8 protein-coding genes are annotated in these 16,937 nt (G+C 64.1%); 5 read left to right on the top strand and 3 right to left on the bottom strand.

Annotated elements, in window-relative coordinates:
- Positions 1 to 1,017, top strand: coding sequence for an IS110 family RNA-guided transposase (locus WFR25_RS19130; protein WP_336972948.1), 1,017 nt, complete (start codon positions 1 to 3; stop codon positions 1,015 to 1,017).
- A gap of 286 nt (positions 1,018 to 1,303) precedes the next feature.
- On the opposite strand, the gene WFR25_RS19125 is transcribed toward WFR25_RS19130, so the two are convergent.
- Positions 1,304 to 2,263 (bottom strand): L,D-transpeptidase, encoded by a 960-nt coding sequence (locus tag WFR25_RS19125; protein WP_336972945.1) that lies wholly within the window; start codon positions 2,261 to 2,263, stop codon positions 1,304 to 1,306.
- A 301-nt stretch (positions 2,264 to 2,564) separates the two neighbouring features.
- Between WFR25_RS19125 and WFR25_RS19120 the strand changes: the two genes are divergently transcribed.
- The 3 genes from WFR25_RS19120 to WFR25_RS19110 all read left to right on the top strand — a co-directional run bounded on the left by WFR25_RS19120 (position 2,565) and on the right by WFR25_RS19110 (position 13,304).
- A complete protein-coding gene (locus WFR25_RS19120; protein ID WP_336972944.1) occupies positions 2,565 to 3,377 on the top strand; it encodes a universal stress protein in 813 nt (270 codons plus the stop codon).
- Between the two features lie 367 nt (positions 3,378 to 3,744).
- On the top strand, positions 3,745 to 4,845 hold the full coding sequence (locus WFR25_RS19115) for a universal stress protein (protein WP_336972943.1): 1,101 nt from the start codon (positions 3,745 to 3,747) through the stop codon (positions 4,843 to 4,845).
- 143 nt (positions 4,846 to 4,988) lie between these two features.
- A complete protein-coding gene (locus WFR25_RS19110; RefSeq protein ID WP_336972942.1) occupies positions 4,989 to 13,304 on the top strand; it encodes a glycoside hydrolase family 94 protein in 8,316 nt (2,771 codons plus the stop codon).
- 507 nt (positions 13,305 to 13,811) lie between these two features.
- On the opposite strand, the gene WFR25_RS26660 is transcribed toward WFR25_RS19110, so the two are convergent.
- Together WFR25_RS26660 and WFR25_RS19105 are read right to left on the bottom strand one after the other, a co-directional pair.
- Positions 13,812 to 14,006: a DUF2933 domain-containing protein gene (locus WFR25_RS26660; protein WP_419723215.1), complete on the bottom strand. Its 195-nt coding sequence runs from the start codon at positions 14,004 to 14,006 to the stop codon at positions 13,812 to 13,814.
- Between the two features lie 78 nt (positions 14,007 to 14,084).
- Positions 14,085 to 14,405 carry a hypothetical protein gene (locus WFR25_RS19105; protein WP_336972940.1) on the bottom strand — a complete coding sequence of 107 codons (321 nt, stop codon included), beginning with the start codon at positions 14,403 to 14,405 and terminating at the stop codon, positions 14,085 to 14,087.
- Positions 14,406 to 14,600: 195 nt separating this feature from the next.
- Between WFR25_RS19105 and WFR25_RS19100 the strand changes: the two genes are divergently transcribed.
- A complete protein-coding gene (locus WFR25_RS19100; RefSeq protein WP_336972938.1) occupies positions 14,601 to 16,937 on the top strand; it encodes a heavy metal translocating P-type ATPase in 2,337 nt (778 codons plus the stop codon).

The raw sequence follows: 16,937 nt of genomic DNA, 5'->3' as shown, positions 1-16,937 counted from the left end.
ATGCCGATCTATGCAGGACTGGATGTGAGTGACAAGGCCACGCATGTTTGCGTGGTCGACGTCGAAGGCGCTGTGCTCAGGCGCGAGGTGATGGCCAGCGATCCTGCCATTCTCGCCAAATGGCTTGACCGATATTGCCCGGATCTGGTCCGGGTCGTGATGGAGACGGGACCGCTTTCGACGTTCCTCTATCATGGCATGGTGGCCCGCGATGTTCCGATCGAATGCATCTGCGCCCGTCACGCCAAGGGCGTGCTTTCGGCGCGGGTCAACAAAAGCGATGTTCATGACGCCGAGGGGCTCGCCCAGATGGCGCGGACAGGCTGGTTCAAGCGCATCCACATGAAGGCGTCGGCTACGCATTTCGACCGTGCCGCAATCCGCATTCGGGCGCAGCTGATCACGGCACGGACTGCCATGATCAACCAGCTTCGTGGCTTGCTGAAGCTGTTTGGTCTCCAGCTCGGTTCGGCCAGGGCACCCGGCAAACGCACCGAACGCCTGGCCATGCTGTATTCTCAGCGTCCTGATCTCGAGGCGTTGTTCGCTCCACTTCTGGCATCCATTGAAGCGATCGAAGAGCAGTTGCGGACCTCGAACCGCAATTTGGAGAAGCGCGCTGCGTCTGACCCGGTTTGCGCACGACTGATGACAGTTCCGGGCGTTGGTCCGATAACGGCGCTCACCTACACCATGAGCATCGAAGACCCTCACCGTTTCGCCAGAGGCGATGATGTTGGCGCCTATGCTGGTCTGGTTCCGCGACGAAGCCAGTCAGGCGAGCGGGATACGCAAGGGCATATTTCAAAGGCTGGCGATCCGATGTTGCGACGCTCGCTATATGAAGCGGCCAACATCCTTCTCACGCGCCTCAAAAGGCCTTGCGCCCTTCAGACCTGGGGCAAAAAACTGGCCGAAGCCAAAGGCCCCAAGCGCGCCAAAGTCGCGGTCGCCCGCAAGCTGGCCGCATTACTCCATTCCCTTTGGCTGAACGAAACCGAGTTCCGCTGGGCCTGACCCAGCGCCCCGTTCCCGCTCAGCCATGCCCGGACGATCTCGTCTAAAAAGTGGAGGCTTCGACCTCGTTTGGGACCCAGAGACGTCCACCCACACCCGCTAGGCCGCGATCATGAGGCACGGACAGCCAGCTCACAGAGCCGTCCGATGACCCCGAAGACAACCATTGGCAAACGGGCACGAAAAAACGGAACGGCAATGCGAAAATCAATTAGACAACTCTGCTGACGGAAACGCCTCACCTCATGCCGGTAGGCATGTTGGCCGCAGCCTTTGTCCGCGCCCGCTATTCGTCTTCGCCGGTTATAACTGTGAGCCGCCGGCCGGTTTCACTCCTTGCGAGACTGTCGTTGGTAACCAGCACCGTTGCGCCCTCGGTCAGGATCGCTGCGACGGAACGCCGGAATTCCTCGGCGACGCGCAATCGGTTCCGATCCTCGGATGGCGCCGTCTGCTGCGCCGGCGATGCCTCGCCGGACAACGGGATGTGCAGCCAGTGAAACCCGGTTTCATCGATAGCGCGCAGCGTATAAGCCGTCGTTCGGTCGACGGCGGTGTCGGGTGCTATGGGTGCGGATCCGATCTGGCGGCCGTTGCGGAGCACGATCATTCGTCGATCCGCGGTGCTGATCACGATGGATACAGATCCCGAGGGTGACAGTTCGGGACGCCATGTGAACGGCCCGGAAGGTGGAGCGTCGTCGATGTCGGAGGCGGTCGGCCGCATGGGATCGGGTACCGGCGCGACACGCGGCACTGCCGCCTCTTTCGTGATGACGACGGTCAAGCCGAGGCGGGTGACGCCATAGAGAAGCCTGGCGAAGCCCAGCGGCAGGCGGATGCAGCCATGCGACGCGGGATAGCCAGGTAGATTGCCGCCGTGCAGAGCTACGCCGCCCCAAGTCAGGCGCTGCATATAGGGCATCGGCGCATCGTCGTAGAGGTTGGACTTGTGGTCGACATGCTTTTGCAGGATCGTGAACAGCCCCGTTGGTGTCTCATGTCCGGGCTTTCCAGTCGAGACCGTGGAGACGCCGATCGGTACGCCGTTTCGGTAGGTGACGGCCCGCTGGTTGGCGAGGCTGATGATGATCAGCACGGGGCCGGCGGGAGCAATATCAGGCGCCCAGATATATTCCCCCGGCTTTAGCCGCTCGACCGTCTCAAGGACCGAACTCGTATCCAGCGTCGGTTGCTGCGCGGACAGCGGCACGGACAGCATGCCAAGGAGCAATGCCGACATCATGGCCATCCCTATGCTGCGACCCAAACGCGTCGAGTTTCGCGAAATCGGATATATCGCCAAGCTCAAACACGGCATGGTTCGCGTAGCTGAGGCGTATGTGCCGGCCGAACGCATCGCATTTGATCCTCGATAATCTGTCATGTCGATCCTGCGGACAACGATCCGTATCTGGACCCGTCGCACGCGAGAATGATGTGATCGGCACCGTCCCGGGATTGGTATTATCCCCTAGTTATCCGCGCCGCCCTAACCTCTAGCGTGCGATTTCAAACGGGATCGTAGCGAAAACGAGGAGGGCGTGGTGAAATCGATACTTCTGCATATCCATGACGATCACGGACAGACGGAGCGGCTTGCCGTGGCGCTGGACCTTGCGCGCGCCCACCAGTCACATATCACCTGCGTCCAGGTCACTCCGTTCAACAGCTATGTCGTCGGCGACCCCTTCGGCGGCCTTTATGCCTCTTCGCAACTGCTTGAGGCCCTTCAGGCGCGCGACGATGAGGAGCGAGAACGCATCGAGCAGCGACTGAAAAGCGAGGATATCTCCTGGGATTGGGAGCATGCCGATGGAAATGCCGCCGATGCGCTGGTGAGCCGCGGGCGCCTGGCCGACGTCCTGATCTTGAGCCGCCAGTACAAGGGGCAGGATGACACGCCGGAGCCTCTGCCGATCGTCGCCGACGTGGCCCTTCACGCGCGCGCGCCGGTGCTGGTCGTGCCCCCGGGCACGACCAGCTTCAACGCCAGCGGGCCGGTCGTCATGGCCTGGAACGGATCGATCGAAGCCGCGCACAGCCTGCGTCTGACGCTTTCCTTCCTGCGGGTGGCGAGCGAAGTCCACATCGTCAACATCTCAAGCGATAACAACGATTTTCCACCGATGGACGCGAGCCGATATCTCGCCCGGCATGGCATAGGTTCTCAGTTGCACGAATGGCCCCAAGAGGCGCGCACGATCGCGCAGACGCTTTTGGACGCAGCGGGAGAACTGGCGGCATCTTCTCTCGTTATGGGAGCCTACGGGCACTCTCGGCTGCGTGAGACGGTGCTCGGCGGGGTGACCCGCGACCTCCTGTCCGACACGTCCGTTCCGCTGCTGCTGGCGCACTAGCCGCGCCGTGAGAATATCCGGTGGCACCCAAGCACAGCAGGCGCTCCGCACATGATCCAATTCTATTGACGGGATGCTGAGCGGACGTGTGCGGCATACGAACTGAGAATCGGATTTTCGGCAGCATTGTTGACCCGCGATCCAGGAAAGCCGCTTGCGCGGATTGAGCCGTTGGCCGTCCTTGGGTCCTTCGATCAGGAGTGGCTGTTGGACAGATTGCTTTCACGCCTCATCGGGACTGGCGAGTCGTGCTGTTCGAGGCGGACGGCACGCGCCATGACTCCGTAGATACACCTATTTCGAGTCTCTTCCGGATCGGTCACCGTGGCCGCCATCAGAAATTGCGGCGTCGCAACGAGCTTCGGGCTTGTCCTCGAACGCCTGGCGCTGGGCGTGGTGGCCCTGTGTTAGGGCGCACGGAAAAATGCCGCGTAAGACAACAGGAGGCCGGAATATGTCGACATCGAACGCACTCTTCCCAGGCCGCGCCGACACGCAAGCGGGAACCTGTCACGTCGTCGCGTGCCTGGATCGATCCGAGCACGCGGCCGGCGTCGTTTCCCATGCATTTGCGATCGCCCAGGCGCTCGAGGTTCCGGTAACGCTGCTGCAGGTGCTGGAAGGCCAGCCGGCAAAGGAGATGCGGCCTGACCCGATCGAATGGGATCTTCGCCGGCACGAGGCGAGACGCACTCTGGGGAAACTGGCAGCCGCTCCCGAGCCCTCGACTACCATCGCCGAGATCAAACTTGCAGAAGGTGCAACTGCCGAGGAAATCTGCCGATTCACCTGCGGACAGCCCGATTGCCTTCTCGTACTTGGCACTCAGGGCGAGAATGGCGCAAGCCAGAAAGGCATTGGCGGCACGGCCCATAATGTTCTCGAGCGGGCGCCCGGTTCGATCCTGCTGGTCCCGATCGCGGCCTCCGTCGCGCCGGCGCCGAGCTATCGGCGCATCCTTGTGCCCGTGGATGGATCGACCTGGGCCGAAAGCGTCATCCCGCTCGCGGCCCGGCTTGCGAAATCGGCGCAAGCGGAACTGATCCTCGCGCACGTCGTCCCGACGCCGGAACTCACTGAAACCAGGCCGCTCGAGCCTCGCGATCTCGAACTCCAACGGCATGTTGTCGAACGAAATGAAGCGACGGCGCGCGCCTATCTCGACCATGTTCGGACATATGTGGCGGCCATGGGGCTGACAGTTCGGGCGATCTCGATGCGCAGCGAGGATGTTCGCGCTGCTCTGGCCGGGTTGATCCGCGCCGAAGCGGCCGACCTCGTCGTGCTGTCGGCGCGCGGCCATGGCGGCCGCCATCACATGGACGTTCCCTATGGCAGCGTCGCCGCCTACCTCATGACCCATTCGCCCGTGCCGATGCTGATCGTTCGTCCATCCGTGACTGCAGTGGAGCCGATGGTGCTGGCGAATGTCCAGAATGCGCGCCTCCCGGCCGTAGGTCCGGTCTGAGAATGGCGGATGTCGAGGATGCGGACCCGATAGTCGCCGCTGCGCACGAGCTTGCGCGCCGTCACCGTCTTGTGGGCTTGGCCCGCAGAGCGGCGCCGCTGACAACCTGGTCGCAGCTGCCGGCATTGCGTGCATGGCTGAGTATGGCCCGGATCGCCGCTGGCGCCGCGGAGCCGCAAAGCAGCTCGGCGGCCGAATGGCTGCTCGACAACGATTATCACGTTCAACGCGCAATCCTCCAGATCAAGGAGGATATGCCGGCCCAGTTCTACCGGCGCCTGCCCGGCCTCGCGGGTGAGGCGGCGAAGGGCCTGCCTCGCATCTATGCCCTGGCCCATGGGCTGCTCCACGCGTCGCATCTGCAGATATCGCTCAATACCGCGATCCCGTTCATCGAACGCTATCAGGATGAAGAGCCGCTGAGCATTGCCGAGCTCTGGGCGTTTCCGGCCATGCTGCGCCTAGCCTGCCTCGAGCTTCTGGTAACCGGCTTCGGACGCATATTCCCGGATGTGGCGCCGCCGTTCGAGGTGGGGCCCGATGCCGCCAAATCCGCCGCAGCGGACGATACCGAATGCGTTTCGCGTGCGATCGCTAACCTCGCAGTGATCTCGACGATCCAGTGGAAGGACTTTTTCGACCGGACAAGCCGCGTCGAGGCGATCCTGCGGCTCGACCCTGCCAAGGTCTATCCGCACATGGATTTCGACACGCGCGACCGTTACCGGCATGCAATCGAGCAACTGTCGGACCATGGCGGCCTGCCAGAGTTGGATGTCGCCGAACGCCTGCTCGTTCAATGCCGGGCCAATGACGACGTGCCGGCCGATCATGTCGGCTACTGGCTGGTCGGCGAGGGCCGGCCGGCGTTCGAGGATGCGATCGACGTGCGGCCGCTGGCGCTGGAATCGATAGGCCGCAGGCTTCTGCGCTATCCCGCGGCGCTTTATACGGCGTCGCTGTTTCTGGCCGGATTCGTCAGCTTTGTCGTTCCGGCGCTTTACCTGGCGCTGGTCGAGGCGACCGCCATGAGGTGGCTCCTAGGTATCGCGCTCACCACGCTGCCGGCGACCATCCTGAGCGTCACGTTCGTCAACTGGATCGCGACGCTGCTCGTGTCGCCCCGGGTGCTTCCAAAGCTCGATTTCGAGAGGGGTATCGCCGACGATTGCCGGACAGCGGTCGTGATGCCGGTGCTTGTCGCGCATCCGGCGGACGTGGCGGCGCTCCTCCAGCGGCTGGAAGGTCACTATCTCGGCAATCCCGATCCAAGGCTGCAGTTCGTTCTGCTGAGCGACCATGCCGATGCCGACAACGACAGCCTTCCTGGCGATGCGGATGTCGAGGCCGCGCTGGAAAATGGCGTGAAGCGCCTCAACGAGACCTATGGCGGCGCGGGCCGCGGCCCTTTCCATATGCTGCACCGGCCGCGGCTCTACAATCCCGCCCAGTCGGTCTGGATGGGATGGGAACGCAAACGCGGAAAGCTGGAGCAATTCAACGGCTATATCCTGCGCGGCGACCTCAGCCCTTTTTCACGCACCGCCGGCCGCATCGAAGCACTTCGCGAGGTTCGGTTCGTCGTGACCGCGGACGCCGATACCCGCCTGCCGACGGGCGTAGTCAATCGGATGGTGGCGACGCTCGCCCATCCGCTCAACAAGGCTCGTTTCGATCCGCGCACCGGGCGGGTGGCAAGCGGCTACACGATCCTCCAGCCGCGGGTCGAGATCGCACCTGAAACCAGCGGACGATCGCTGTTCACGCGCTACTTCGGCGGCGACACCGCGATCGACATCTATTCACGCGCCGTATCCGACGTCTACCAGGACCTGTTCGGCTCAGGCATATTCGTCGGCAAAGGCATCTATGAAGTCGCCGCCTTCGAGCGCAGTGTCGAGGGACGGATACCCGAAAACAACCTGCTCAGCCATGACCTGTTCGAAGGGCTGCATGGTCGCGCGGCGCTCGCCAGCGACATCATCGTCTATGAGGGCTTTCCTTCCGGCTATCTCGATTACCGCCGGCGCTGGCACCGCTGGGTGCGCGGCGATTGGCAGCTGCTGCCCTGGCTGCTTCCGCTGGTGCCGGGCCGCGCGGGAACGCGCCTTCACAACCGCCTCACCTGGTTCGACCGGCTCAAGATCTTCGACAATCTGCGCCGCAGCCTCGTGCCGCCCAGCCTTGTCGCCCTGCTGCTTGGCGGATGGTTCATCCTGGGCGGCAACCCCTGGATATGGACATCGCTCGCCATCGTCGCGCCGGCAGCCTATCTGTTCACCGACGTCGTCACCGGTCTCGCGCGCGGCCGCCGGCGCGGCGTTCTCCAGGGTGTCCTGCGACGGCTGGGCGATGAACTGGGACGATGGGCGCTGTCGATCGCCTTCCTGATAAGCGATGCCGCCATCGCGCTCAATGCGATACTGATCACGCTCTGGCGGCTAGGCACCGGGCGTGGACTGCTGGAGTGGACGTCTGCAGCGCACACGACAGCGCATTTTGCCGCGCTCGATCCGCGGCGGGCCGCCTGGCGCGAGATGTGGGTGTCACCCGCATTCGCGCTTGCAGTCGGCTCGGGGCTGGTGCTGGCACATGCTGCGGCCCTCCTGCCCGCCGCGCCGCTACTGATGCTGTGGGTGCTGGCGCCTGAAATCGCGTACCGGATAAGCCGTCCGCGCCGCTCCTCGGTCGAGACGCTGGGCGCCGAAGACCGTCTGTTCCTGCGCAGCATCGCACGGCGGACATGGTTGTTCTTCGAAACCTTCGTGAGGCCGGAGGACAACTGGCTGCCGCCCGACAATTACCAGGAGCCGCCCGAGGAGGAGATCGCCCATCGGACGTCGCCGACCAATGTCGGCATGATGCTGCTCTCCACGCTGACGGCATGGAAGCTGGGGCATATCGGCGTGACCGATCTCGAGATGCGACTGCGTAATGCGCTGGACGCGCTCGACCGGCTCGATCGCTACCGGGGACATATGCTCAACTGGTATGATACCCGTACATTGCAGCCGCTCGAGCCGCGCTACGTCTCCACGGTCGACAGCGGCAATCTGGCCGTCAGTCTTGTCGTCGTGAACGAGGCGTGCCGCGATGCTGTTCGAGCCCCCGTGCTTTCCCCTGCATTATGGTCCGGTCTCGACGACACCCTCGATCTGCTTGTCGGCGCGCTTGCGGCCGATCGCGCCGACCCGGATCATGCCTGTCGTACTCTTGTTGCGGCGATGCGGGACGCCGCAACTGCGGCGCGGGACGACAGCGCCTGCTGGGGCGACCGGCTGGACGCGCTCTGCGATCGGGACTGCCCCGAGCTGCAGGAAAGGATCCGCAATGGCATCGCCAACGCGGGGACACTCCCGACGAACGTGATCCGCGACGTTCAGCTGTGGCTCGAGCGGGTCGATCATCATCTGCGCAGCATGCGCCGCGACGTGCAGATGTTCCTCCCGTGGCTGCCGTTGTTGACGCGCCCGCCCGCCGATTGCGCCGACATCGCCGCCCGGATCGGCCCCATGCTCGCGGGCGAGCGCATGCCTGCCGAAGTCAAGGCCGCGTGCGAGGAGGCAAGCGCGCTGCTGGACGCATTCGGCGGCTCCCTCGATCCTTCCGAAGCAAGGAGCTGGGCGGAAGAGCTCGGTTCGGCTCTCGCCCGCGCTGCGGATGCCCACAAGACCATGCGCGACCAGCTGGATGGCATCGCCCGGCGAGCGGGCGCCTGGGCCCATGGCATGGATTTCGCCTTGCTGTTCGATATGAGCAGCCGGCTGTTCCATATCGGCTACAATGTCACCGCCGACCGCATCGATCAGCACCATTATGACCTGCTGGCGAGCGAGGCGAGGCTCGCGAGCTTCTTTGCCATCGCCAAGGGCGATGTGCCTCCCGAGCATTGGTTCTTCCTCGGTCGCCCGATCACGAAGAAGGCCTCGGGCCTGTCGCTGGTCTCGTGGAACGGCTCGATGTTCGAATATCTCATGCCAAACCTGTTCCTGCGCAGCGATCCCGCAACACTTCTCGGCCAAAGCGACCGGACCGCCGTCGATCTTCAGCATGCCTACGCGGCCAAGCATGGCATCCCCTGGGGCATATCCGAATCCTCCTTCGCCTCGATGGGTTCCGATCGCGTGTATCGCTACCATGCGTTCGGCGTCCCGGGGCTGGGCTTGCGCCGTGGGCTTGCGCGCGATCTGGTGGTGGCCCCCTATGCGACTGTGCTCGCACTCGCTGCGCGAACGGTCTTGGCAGTCCGTAACCTTCGTGATCTCGCGGGGCTGGGCATGCTCGGGCGATACGGCTTCTATGAGGCCGCCGACTTCACAACCGAGCGCGTGCCGGAAGGAGAGCGCTTCGCGATCGTCCGATCCTATATGGCGCACCATCACGGAATGAGTATGGCCGCTCTCGGCAATGCGCTGTGCGGCGATATGTTCGTCCGCTGGTTCCACGCCGACCCCCATATCCGCACGATCGACCTCCTCCTCAACGAACGCATTCCCTGGGAACTCCCGCCCGAGATTTCGCGCATCGAACTCCGCGAGCTGCAACCGGTCGCCGAAGGCGCGATCCCCCGTCTCCAGCCTTGGAACCCTGGCTCCATCGGCGGTTCCACTGCGCTGCATGCGATCGGCAATGGCCGTCTGACCAGTCGACTGGCGGCGAATGGGGGAGGGGGGCTCTACTGGCAGCGTTATGCGCTCACCCGCCCCGATCGGATCCCTGGCGACGCCGGGCTCTGGATCTATGTCCGCGATCGGGACACCGGCGCGCTCTGGTCGGCGACGCCGGAGCCGGTGCGCGCGCCGGCGACCGAGGCGCGCATACTCTTTCAGGCGCACCAGGTCGAATATCATCGTCGGGATCACGACATCGCTCTGACTATGGCTGTCGGCATCCCGCACGGGGACGATCTGGAGATCCGCCGGGTCACTGTCGTCAACGAGAGCGACCGGCCGCGAACGCTCGACTTCACGAGCTATGCCGAGGTCATGCTCGCGCCGCCGCTCGACGGCGCGCGCCACCCGGCCTTCAGCAAGCTCTTCGTCGGCAGCGAACTGCTTCCGGGTGCGAACGGCCTGCTGTTCACGCGCCGACCACGCGATGCGGGCGATCATCCCCCCGTGCTGCTTCACCGGATCATCGCCGACGACAAGGGCTTCACGCCGCGGGGCGTCGAAACCGATCGCGCGGCCTTCTTGAAGCGCCACGGTGATCAGGCGAACCCCGCCGCGATGCACTCCGATGAACTCAATGGCACGACCGGCTGGACCCTCGATCCGATCCTGGCGATGCGCGCCGAGCTGGAGCTTCCGCCGCACGGTAGACGCGAACTCGCCTTCGTCACGATCGTAGCGGGCTCACGGGAATCCGCTCTGGAGATCGCCGAGCGCTATGCGACTTTGACGGCACTCGAATGGGCCATGAATGACGCCGTGGCGGATGCGGCGCGTGAGATGCATCAACTCGGACTTGGCCCCGACCGCGTGCGGGACGCGCAGATGTTGCTGTCCGCGTTGCTCCAGCCCGTTCAGTCATCTCCCGGCATGCAGAATGCGCTTGTCGCCGACCATCATGGCAGAGGCGATCTCTGGGCGCTTGGAATATCGGGCGATCATCCCATTCTGCTGGTGCGCGCAGGCGACGGCCAGCGAACCGCCCTGCTACGGTTTCTCGCGGCAGCCCAGCAGCTGTGGCGGAGGCGGGGCATCGCGATCGATCTCGTGATGATGCACGAAGGGGCAGCGGGCTATCTTGAGCCGGTGCGCGAGCGGTTGATCGAGCTCCTCCGCGAGGCGGGCGTGCAGGAGCAGCTCGGGCAAAATGGCGGAATCCACCTCGTGGGGATCGGGCACGGCGACACCGATCGCGCCCAATTTCTGGAACGCGCCGCGCGGATCGTGCTCGACGAAGCGGCGGGTGCGCTCGGCGACCAACTCGCGCGCGCCGAATCTCCCCAGCTTCGGAGCCCGCGCTTCGAGCCGGTGGGCAGCACCGGGGCGTCGCCAAGCGCCGGTTTGGGCTTGCTCCCGCTCAAGGAGCTGGCGTTCGACAATGGTCGCGGCGGGTTCACGCCGGAAGGCGAGACCTATGTGATCCACCTCGCGCCGGGTGAGACCACCCCCGCGCCCTGGTCGAACGTCCTCGCCAATGACGGCTTTGGCACCATCGTCACCGAGGCCGGTCTCGGTTTCACCTGGGCGATCAACAGCGGCGAAAACCGTCTGACCCCATGGAGCAACGATCCCGTTCGGGATCCGCAGACCGAGATCCTGTATCTGCGTGACGAGGAAAACGCGCATCTGTGGACCCCGACGCCGCAGCCCGCCGGGGCCGGAACCGCCTGCCGAATCCGACATGGCGCGGGCTATACGAGCTGGGAGAGCAGCAGCGAAGGCCTCGAACAGGAACTTCAGGTGTTCGTCCCCGTCGACGATCCGGTCAAGATCGTCCGGCTGAGGCTTCGCAACCTGTTGCCCCATGCCCGCCGGATCACGGCGACCTATTATGCCGAATGGCTGCTGGGCGCGGTTCACGGCGAACCGGCCCCGCTGCGGACCGCGCATTATGATGCCGAAGTCCATGCACTGATGGCAAACAACCCGTGGAACGAAGAATTCGGCGAGCGGACGGCTTTCCTGACAAGCAGCCATCCACCGCACAGCCTGACGACGTCGCGACGGGATTTTATAGGCGGCGATGGCGATTCACGCCGGCCCGAAGCGCTGCTGAACTGGGATCTGGGCGGTCGCCAGCAGTCAGTCGGCGTGGATTGCTGCAGCGCCTTGCAGGTCCATCTCGATATCGCCGCCGGGCAAGCCACCGAGGTCGTATTCGTACTGGGGCAGGGGGATCACCGTGCCCACGCCCGAAAGCTGGCGCTGCGGTGGCAGGATAACGCTGAGGTGGAGCGTGCCTTCCAGCAATGCCAGGATGATTGGGACAGGCGTCTGGGCGCCGTCAAGGTGAAGACGCCGGATCCTGCGTTCGACATGCTGGTCAACAGATGGCTCCCCTACCAGACAATTAGTGCGCGTCTGCGGGCACGTGCGGGTTTCTATCAGGCCGGCGGCGCCTTCGGCTATCGCGACCAGCTACAAGACGTGCTCGCCTTGCTTCATGCCGATCCCGATCTGGCGCGACGGCACATTCTCGCGGCCGCTGCCCACCAGTTCGAGGAGGGCGACGTCCTCCACTGGTGGCATCCGCCGCTGGATCGGGGTGTCCGGACGCATTGCTCGGACGACCTGCTCTGGCTGCCTTTTGTCACTGCCGCCTATGTGGAGGCCACGGGCGACGTCGGCATTCTCGCGGAAGAGGTGCCGTTCCTGCGCGGTCCCCCGCTGGCCGGGGACGAGGCCGATCGCTATGCGCGATTTGATATCACGGATGAACGCCGATCCCTGTTCGAGCATTGCGAGCGTGCGCTCCAATGCGGTCATCGGCTCGGGGCTCATGGGCTGCCGCTGATGGGGGCCGGCGACTGGAATGACGGCATGAACCGCGTGGGCGAGCAGGGACGGGGCGAAAGCGTCTGGCTGGCATGGTTCCTGATCGCCACGATGGACGGGTTCGTTGGCCTTTGCGGCCGGCTGCAGCGCAACGATCTGATTCAACACTGGAAACCCCGTGCGACGGCGCTCGCCAAGGCGGCCGAAGAATCCGCCTGGGATGGCGAATGGTACTTGCGGGCTTTCGACGACGACGGCCGCACCTGGGGTTCGGCCTCGGACAGCGAGTGCCAGATCGATTCGATTGCTCAATCCTGGGCGGTGCTGTCGGGCGCCGGCAGTCCAGAGCGGATCGCGCGCGCCATGGCTGCGGCCCAGCAGCATCTGGTCCGTGACGATGATCGGCTGGTCCGACTTCTCTCGCCACCCTTCGACGTCACGCCACGCGACCCCGGCTATATCAAGGCCTATCCACCCGGCATCCGGGAAAATGGCGGTCAGTACACGCATGCCGCCGCCTGGCTCGGCATCGCATTTGCCCGGCTTGGCGATGCCGAGGGCGCGATGCGGGTCTTCGAGCGCATCAACCCCATCAACCAGACCTGCTCGGCCGAAGACATCGCGCGTTATCGAACCGAGCCTTATGTGCTGGCGGCGGATGTGGCCGGGACGCCGCCGCATGTCGGCCGCGGCGGCTGGAGCTGGTATACGGGCGCGGCCGGCTGGACATGGCGACTGGCGGTCGAGGACATATTGGGGCTGCGGCTGGTGGAAGGCAGACTGCATCTCGCGCCGTGCCTGCCTGCGGGGTGGAAATTCTTCGAGGCAACGATCACCAGGGCGGCGGGAAGTCTGCATATCCGGGTCGAAAACCCAGATGGGCTTGCTTCAGGCGACGCGCGCATCACGGTCGATGGCGCAGAACACCCCGGGGACGGAATCCCCTTTCCCTCTGAAGGCGAGACGCGCGAAGTCCGGTGTCTTCTGGCTCGCCGCATTGCCTTGGCGTCCTAATTCCACAGGAGGCGACGGTTGCTGGCGCGCCCTGCGCAGCTCTTGAGCACTAGATGAGGCAATAATCCCGGCTCTTCCAGCGCGGGAATAGCATAGTTCCCTGCATATCGAATGTTGGAGAGGGATATTCGATCATTCACGCAGTGCAGATCAGCGCAACACTGGCTATGTGATCATGGTCCGCCGCCGCAAGCAGGAGGACATTCCCGGAATCCATTGCGCTGCTTATCAGTGCGTCATATTCGAAATGCAAGGCGTATCAGACATATCTGACCGCCTGGTCTTCCGCGCGTAGCATTTCGGGAAATCCCCTGTACGAACGCTCCTCGACCTCGTCATCGCCTGACGGGCGTTTGGGTTCAGCCCGAAGGCGCCTATTTCCAGGGGAAGTGTTTCAAAGGCCGGCCCAACATCGCATCCTAGTCTCTGCAGACATGCCTTCACGCGGCCTGCCGAGCGCTCCGGAGAGATGCAAGTTAACGGATCCAGCTGACAGCGGGCTATCTTCTATGGACGGTGTGGAGGAAACCCAGCCTCGGCTACTGATCCTGCACTGTGTCGGTGATGACGGTTATGGTGCATGAACAGGTGCATCAGCGGACAGGCAAGGAACAGCGCATAAGGCAGGAAGCCGAAGATGTGTCCCCAATGCTCCCGACCGAAATAGAAGAGGACTGCCGAACCAATGGTTAGCAGGAGCATTAGCCCGAAGTGCCGGTAAACGCCCATATCGTGGACCTCCTGGCTGGCGCGGTCGAATATACATTCTGGCTCGGATCGCTATTCGGACGGAGGCGTCGGAGGTGTTGCCGTACCCTTGGCGGGTCGATGTCCTCCCTCCATGCACTTGTCCATCATCATTCTGCCACCGTGCATCTTCTCGGAGCCTCCCTGCGGCGGAGTCGAGGGCATCGTGCCGCCGGATGTCCCTTGCACCCGCATCATCGGACAGTCCGGATCGGTCTTGGTCCGGTCGGCGGTCAGCGCCGTTGCAGGCGGCACGACTGGAGGATGATGTCCGGCATGGGGATCGGTCTGGGCGAGAGCCGGCATACTGATCAATGCCGCACAGAGAGACAGGATCTTGAGGTTGGATGGCATGGAACGAATCCTTCGAGGAGTTGTCCGCATGGTCTCCCGCCGCCCCGCCCACTTCTATAGGTAATGTAACGGAGACCGGTGGGCTCTTCCGTTTGTTATGGCCTTGTCGTCGACCGGATGCCGACCGCCAGCAGCTCTTGACCCTGACATAGTATCAAACCTCATATGCAGCGGCGTTGCCACAGGAGCAGATTGATGCAGCACGACCTTCATAGTCATGGGCAATCGCAGGCGGATCATGCACTGCCTAAAGACCCAATCTGCGGGATGACGGTCGATCCGGAAAAGATCGCCCACCACGCCGATCATGCTGGCAAGATCTGGCACTTCTGTAGCGCGACTTGCCGAAGCAAGTTCGTGGCCGATCCCGACCATTATGCGGCCCAGGCAACGTCCACCGCTCACGATGCCGCGCCGAGTACGATCTGGACATGCCCGATGCACCCGGAAATGCGGCAGGATCATCCTGGCAATTGTCCGATCTGCGGGATGACGCTCGAGCCAGCTTTGGTAACGGCGGATATTGGGCCAAGTCCTGAACTCGCCAACATGACGCGGCGTTTTTGGATCGCTCTTGCGCTGACGTCGCCGGTGTTCGTCCTCGAGATGGGCGGCCATGTCTTCCCGGCGCTGCATCATCTGGTGCCGATGCGAATCTCGGCATGGATTCAGCTCGTGCTGGCGACCCCGGTGGTGCTGTGGGCTGGCTGGCCGTTCTTCGAGCGCGGCTGGGCGTCGCTTCGGACCTGCAACCTCAACATGTTCACCCTGATCGCGATGGGGACGGGGATCGCCTGGACCTACAGCATTGTCGCAACGCTCGCGCCCGGCGCCTTTCCATCGGCGTTTCGATCGCCGGACGGGACGGTCGCCATCTATTTCGAGGCGGCCGCGGTCATCACCGTGCTGGTGCTGCTCGGGCAGGTGCTCGAGCTGCGCGCTCGCGAGCGCACATCAGGCGCGATCAAGGCTCTGCTCAATCTTACGCCCAAGACTGCGCGACGCATCGCCGCAAACGGCAGTGACGAAGAGGTCGGCGTCGACCAGATTTCCGTTGGCGATCGGCTGCGCGTGCGGCCTGGGGAAAAGGTCCCGGTAGATGGCGTGGTCGAGGATGGTCGTTCCTCGCTCGACGAGTCGATGGTCACCGGTGAGTCGATGCCCGTAACAAAGGTCATTGGTGACAAGGTGATCGGCGGCACGCTCAACCAGACTGGGGCTCTCATCATCCGGGCCGACAAGGTAGGGCGCGACACGATGCTGGCGCGGATCGTCCAGATGGTCGCCGCGGCACAGCGCTCGCGCGCGCCGATCCAGCGCATGGCCGATCAAGTTGCCGGCTGGTTCGTGCCTGCGGTGCTGGCGATCGCGGTGCTCGCCTTCGCCGGCTGGGCAATCTGGGGACCGGAGCCGCGCTTTGCCTATGGTCTGGTCGCGGCTGTGGCGGTGCTCATCATCGCCTGCCCATGCGCGCTGGGCCTCGCAACGCCGATGTCGATCATGGTCGGCGTCGGTCGCGGCGCGGGTCTCGGCGTGCTGATCAAGAATGCCGAGGCGCTCGAACGGATGGAAAAGGTCGACACGCTGGTCGTCGACAAGACCGGAACGCTAACCGAGGGGCATCCCTCGGTAACGAAGGTCATAGCTGCCGAGGGCGTTGGGGAGGACGAGTTACTGCGGCTGGCCGCTGGTGTGGAGCGTGCGTCCGAGCATCCGCTGGCGCGCGCCATCGTCGAGGCTGCAGTCAGTCGCCCGATCGTCATTCCCGAGGTGGCCGACTTCGACTCCCCAACCGGCAAGGGCGCGCTCGGCACCGTCGAGGGCAGGCGTGTGCTGTTGGGCAATGCCGCCTTTCTGAAAGAACATGGCGTCGATACCGCGCCGCTGGCCGCACAGGCTGACGCCTTGCGGCGTGAAGGCGCTACGGCCATCTTCGCGGGTCTCGACGGCATTGTCGCCGGTGTGCTGGCGATTGCCGACCCGATCAAGACGACGACGCCCGAGGCGCTCAGCGCCTTGCGGGCCGAGGGGATCCGCGTCGTCATGCTGACCGGCGACAATCGCACGACGGCCGAAGCCGTGGCGCGGGCGCTCGGCATCGACGAGGTCGAGGCCGATGTGCTCCCCGACCGCAAGAGCGCGGTGGTGGCGCGCCTGAAGCACGAAGGCCGCACGGTCGCGATGGCCGGCGATGGCGTCAACGATGCGCCCGCGCTCGCTGCCGCCGAGGTGGGGATCGCGATGGCGTCGGGCACCGACGTGGCGATCGAGAGCGCGGGCATCACGCTCCTCAAGGGCGACCTGATGGGGATCGTGCGTGCGCGTCGGCTCAGCCAGGCGACCATGTCCAATATCCGCCAGAATCTCGTCTTCGCGTTCATCTACAATGCAGCGGGGATACCGGTCGCGGCGGGGCTGCTCTATCCGCTCTTCGGTATCCTGCTGTCGCCGATGATCGCGGCGGCCGCCATGGCGCTCTCGTCGGTCAGCGTAGTGACCAACGCGCTTCGGCTCAACCGGCAGCGGCTATGA

The sequence above is a fragment of the Sphingobium aromaticiconvertens genome (assembly GCF_037154075.1).
Classification (GTDB): Bacteria; Pseudomonadota; Alphaproteobacteria; order Sphingomonadales; family Sphingomonadaceae; genus Sphingobium; species Sphingobium aromaticiconvertens.
This window is presented reverse-complemented; position numbering and strand designations above follow the sequence as displayed.

Coding starts and splice junctions, on each gene's coding strand:
- WFR25_RS19125 (WP_336972945.1), bottom strand. CDS start 2,263: ATGATGTCGGCATTGCTCCTTGGCATGCTGTCCGTGCCGCTGTCCGCG.
- WFR25_RS19100 (WP_336972938.1), top strand. CDS start 14,601: ATGCAGCACGACCTTCATAGTCATGGGCAATCGCAGGCGGATCATGCA.
- WFR25_RS19105 (WP_336972940.1), bottom strand. CDS start 14,405: ATGCCATCCAACCTCAAGATCCTGTCTCTCTGTGCGGCATTGATCAGT.
- WFR25_RS19130 (WP_336972948.1), top strand. CDS start 1: ATGCCGATCTATGCAGGACTGGATGTGAGTGACAAGGCCACGCATGTT.
- WFR25_RS19110 (WP_336972942.1), top strand. CDS start 4,989: ATGGCCCGGATCGCCGCTGGCGCCGCGGAGCCGCAAAGCAGCTCGGCG.
- WFR25_RS26660 (WP_419723215.1), bottom strand. CDS start 14,006: ATGCTCCTGCTAACCATTGGTTCGGCAGTCCTCTTCTATTTCGGTCGG.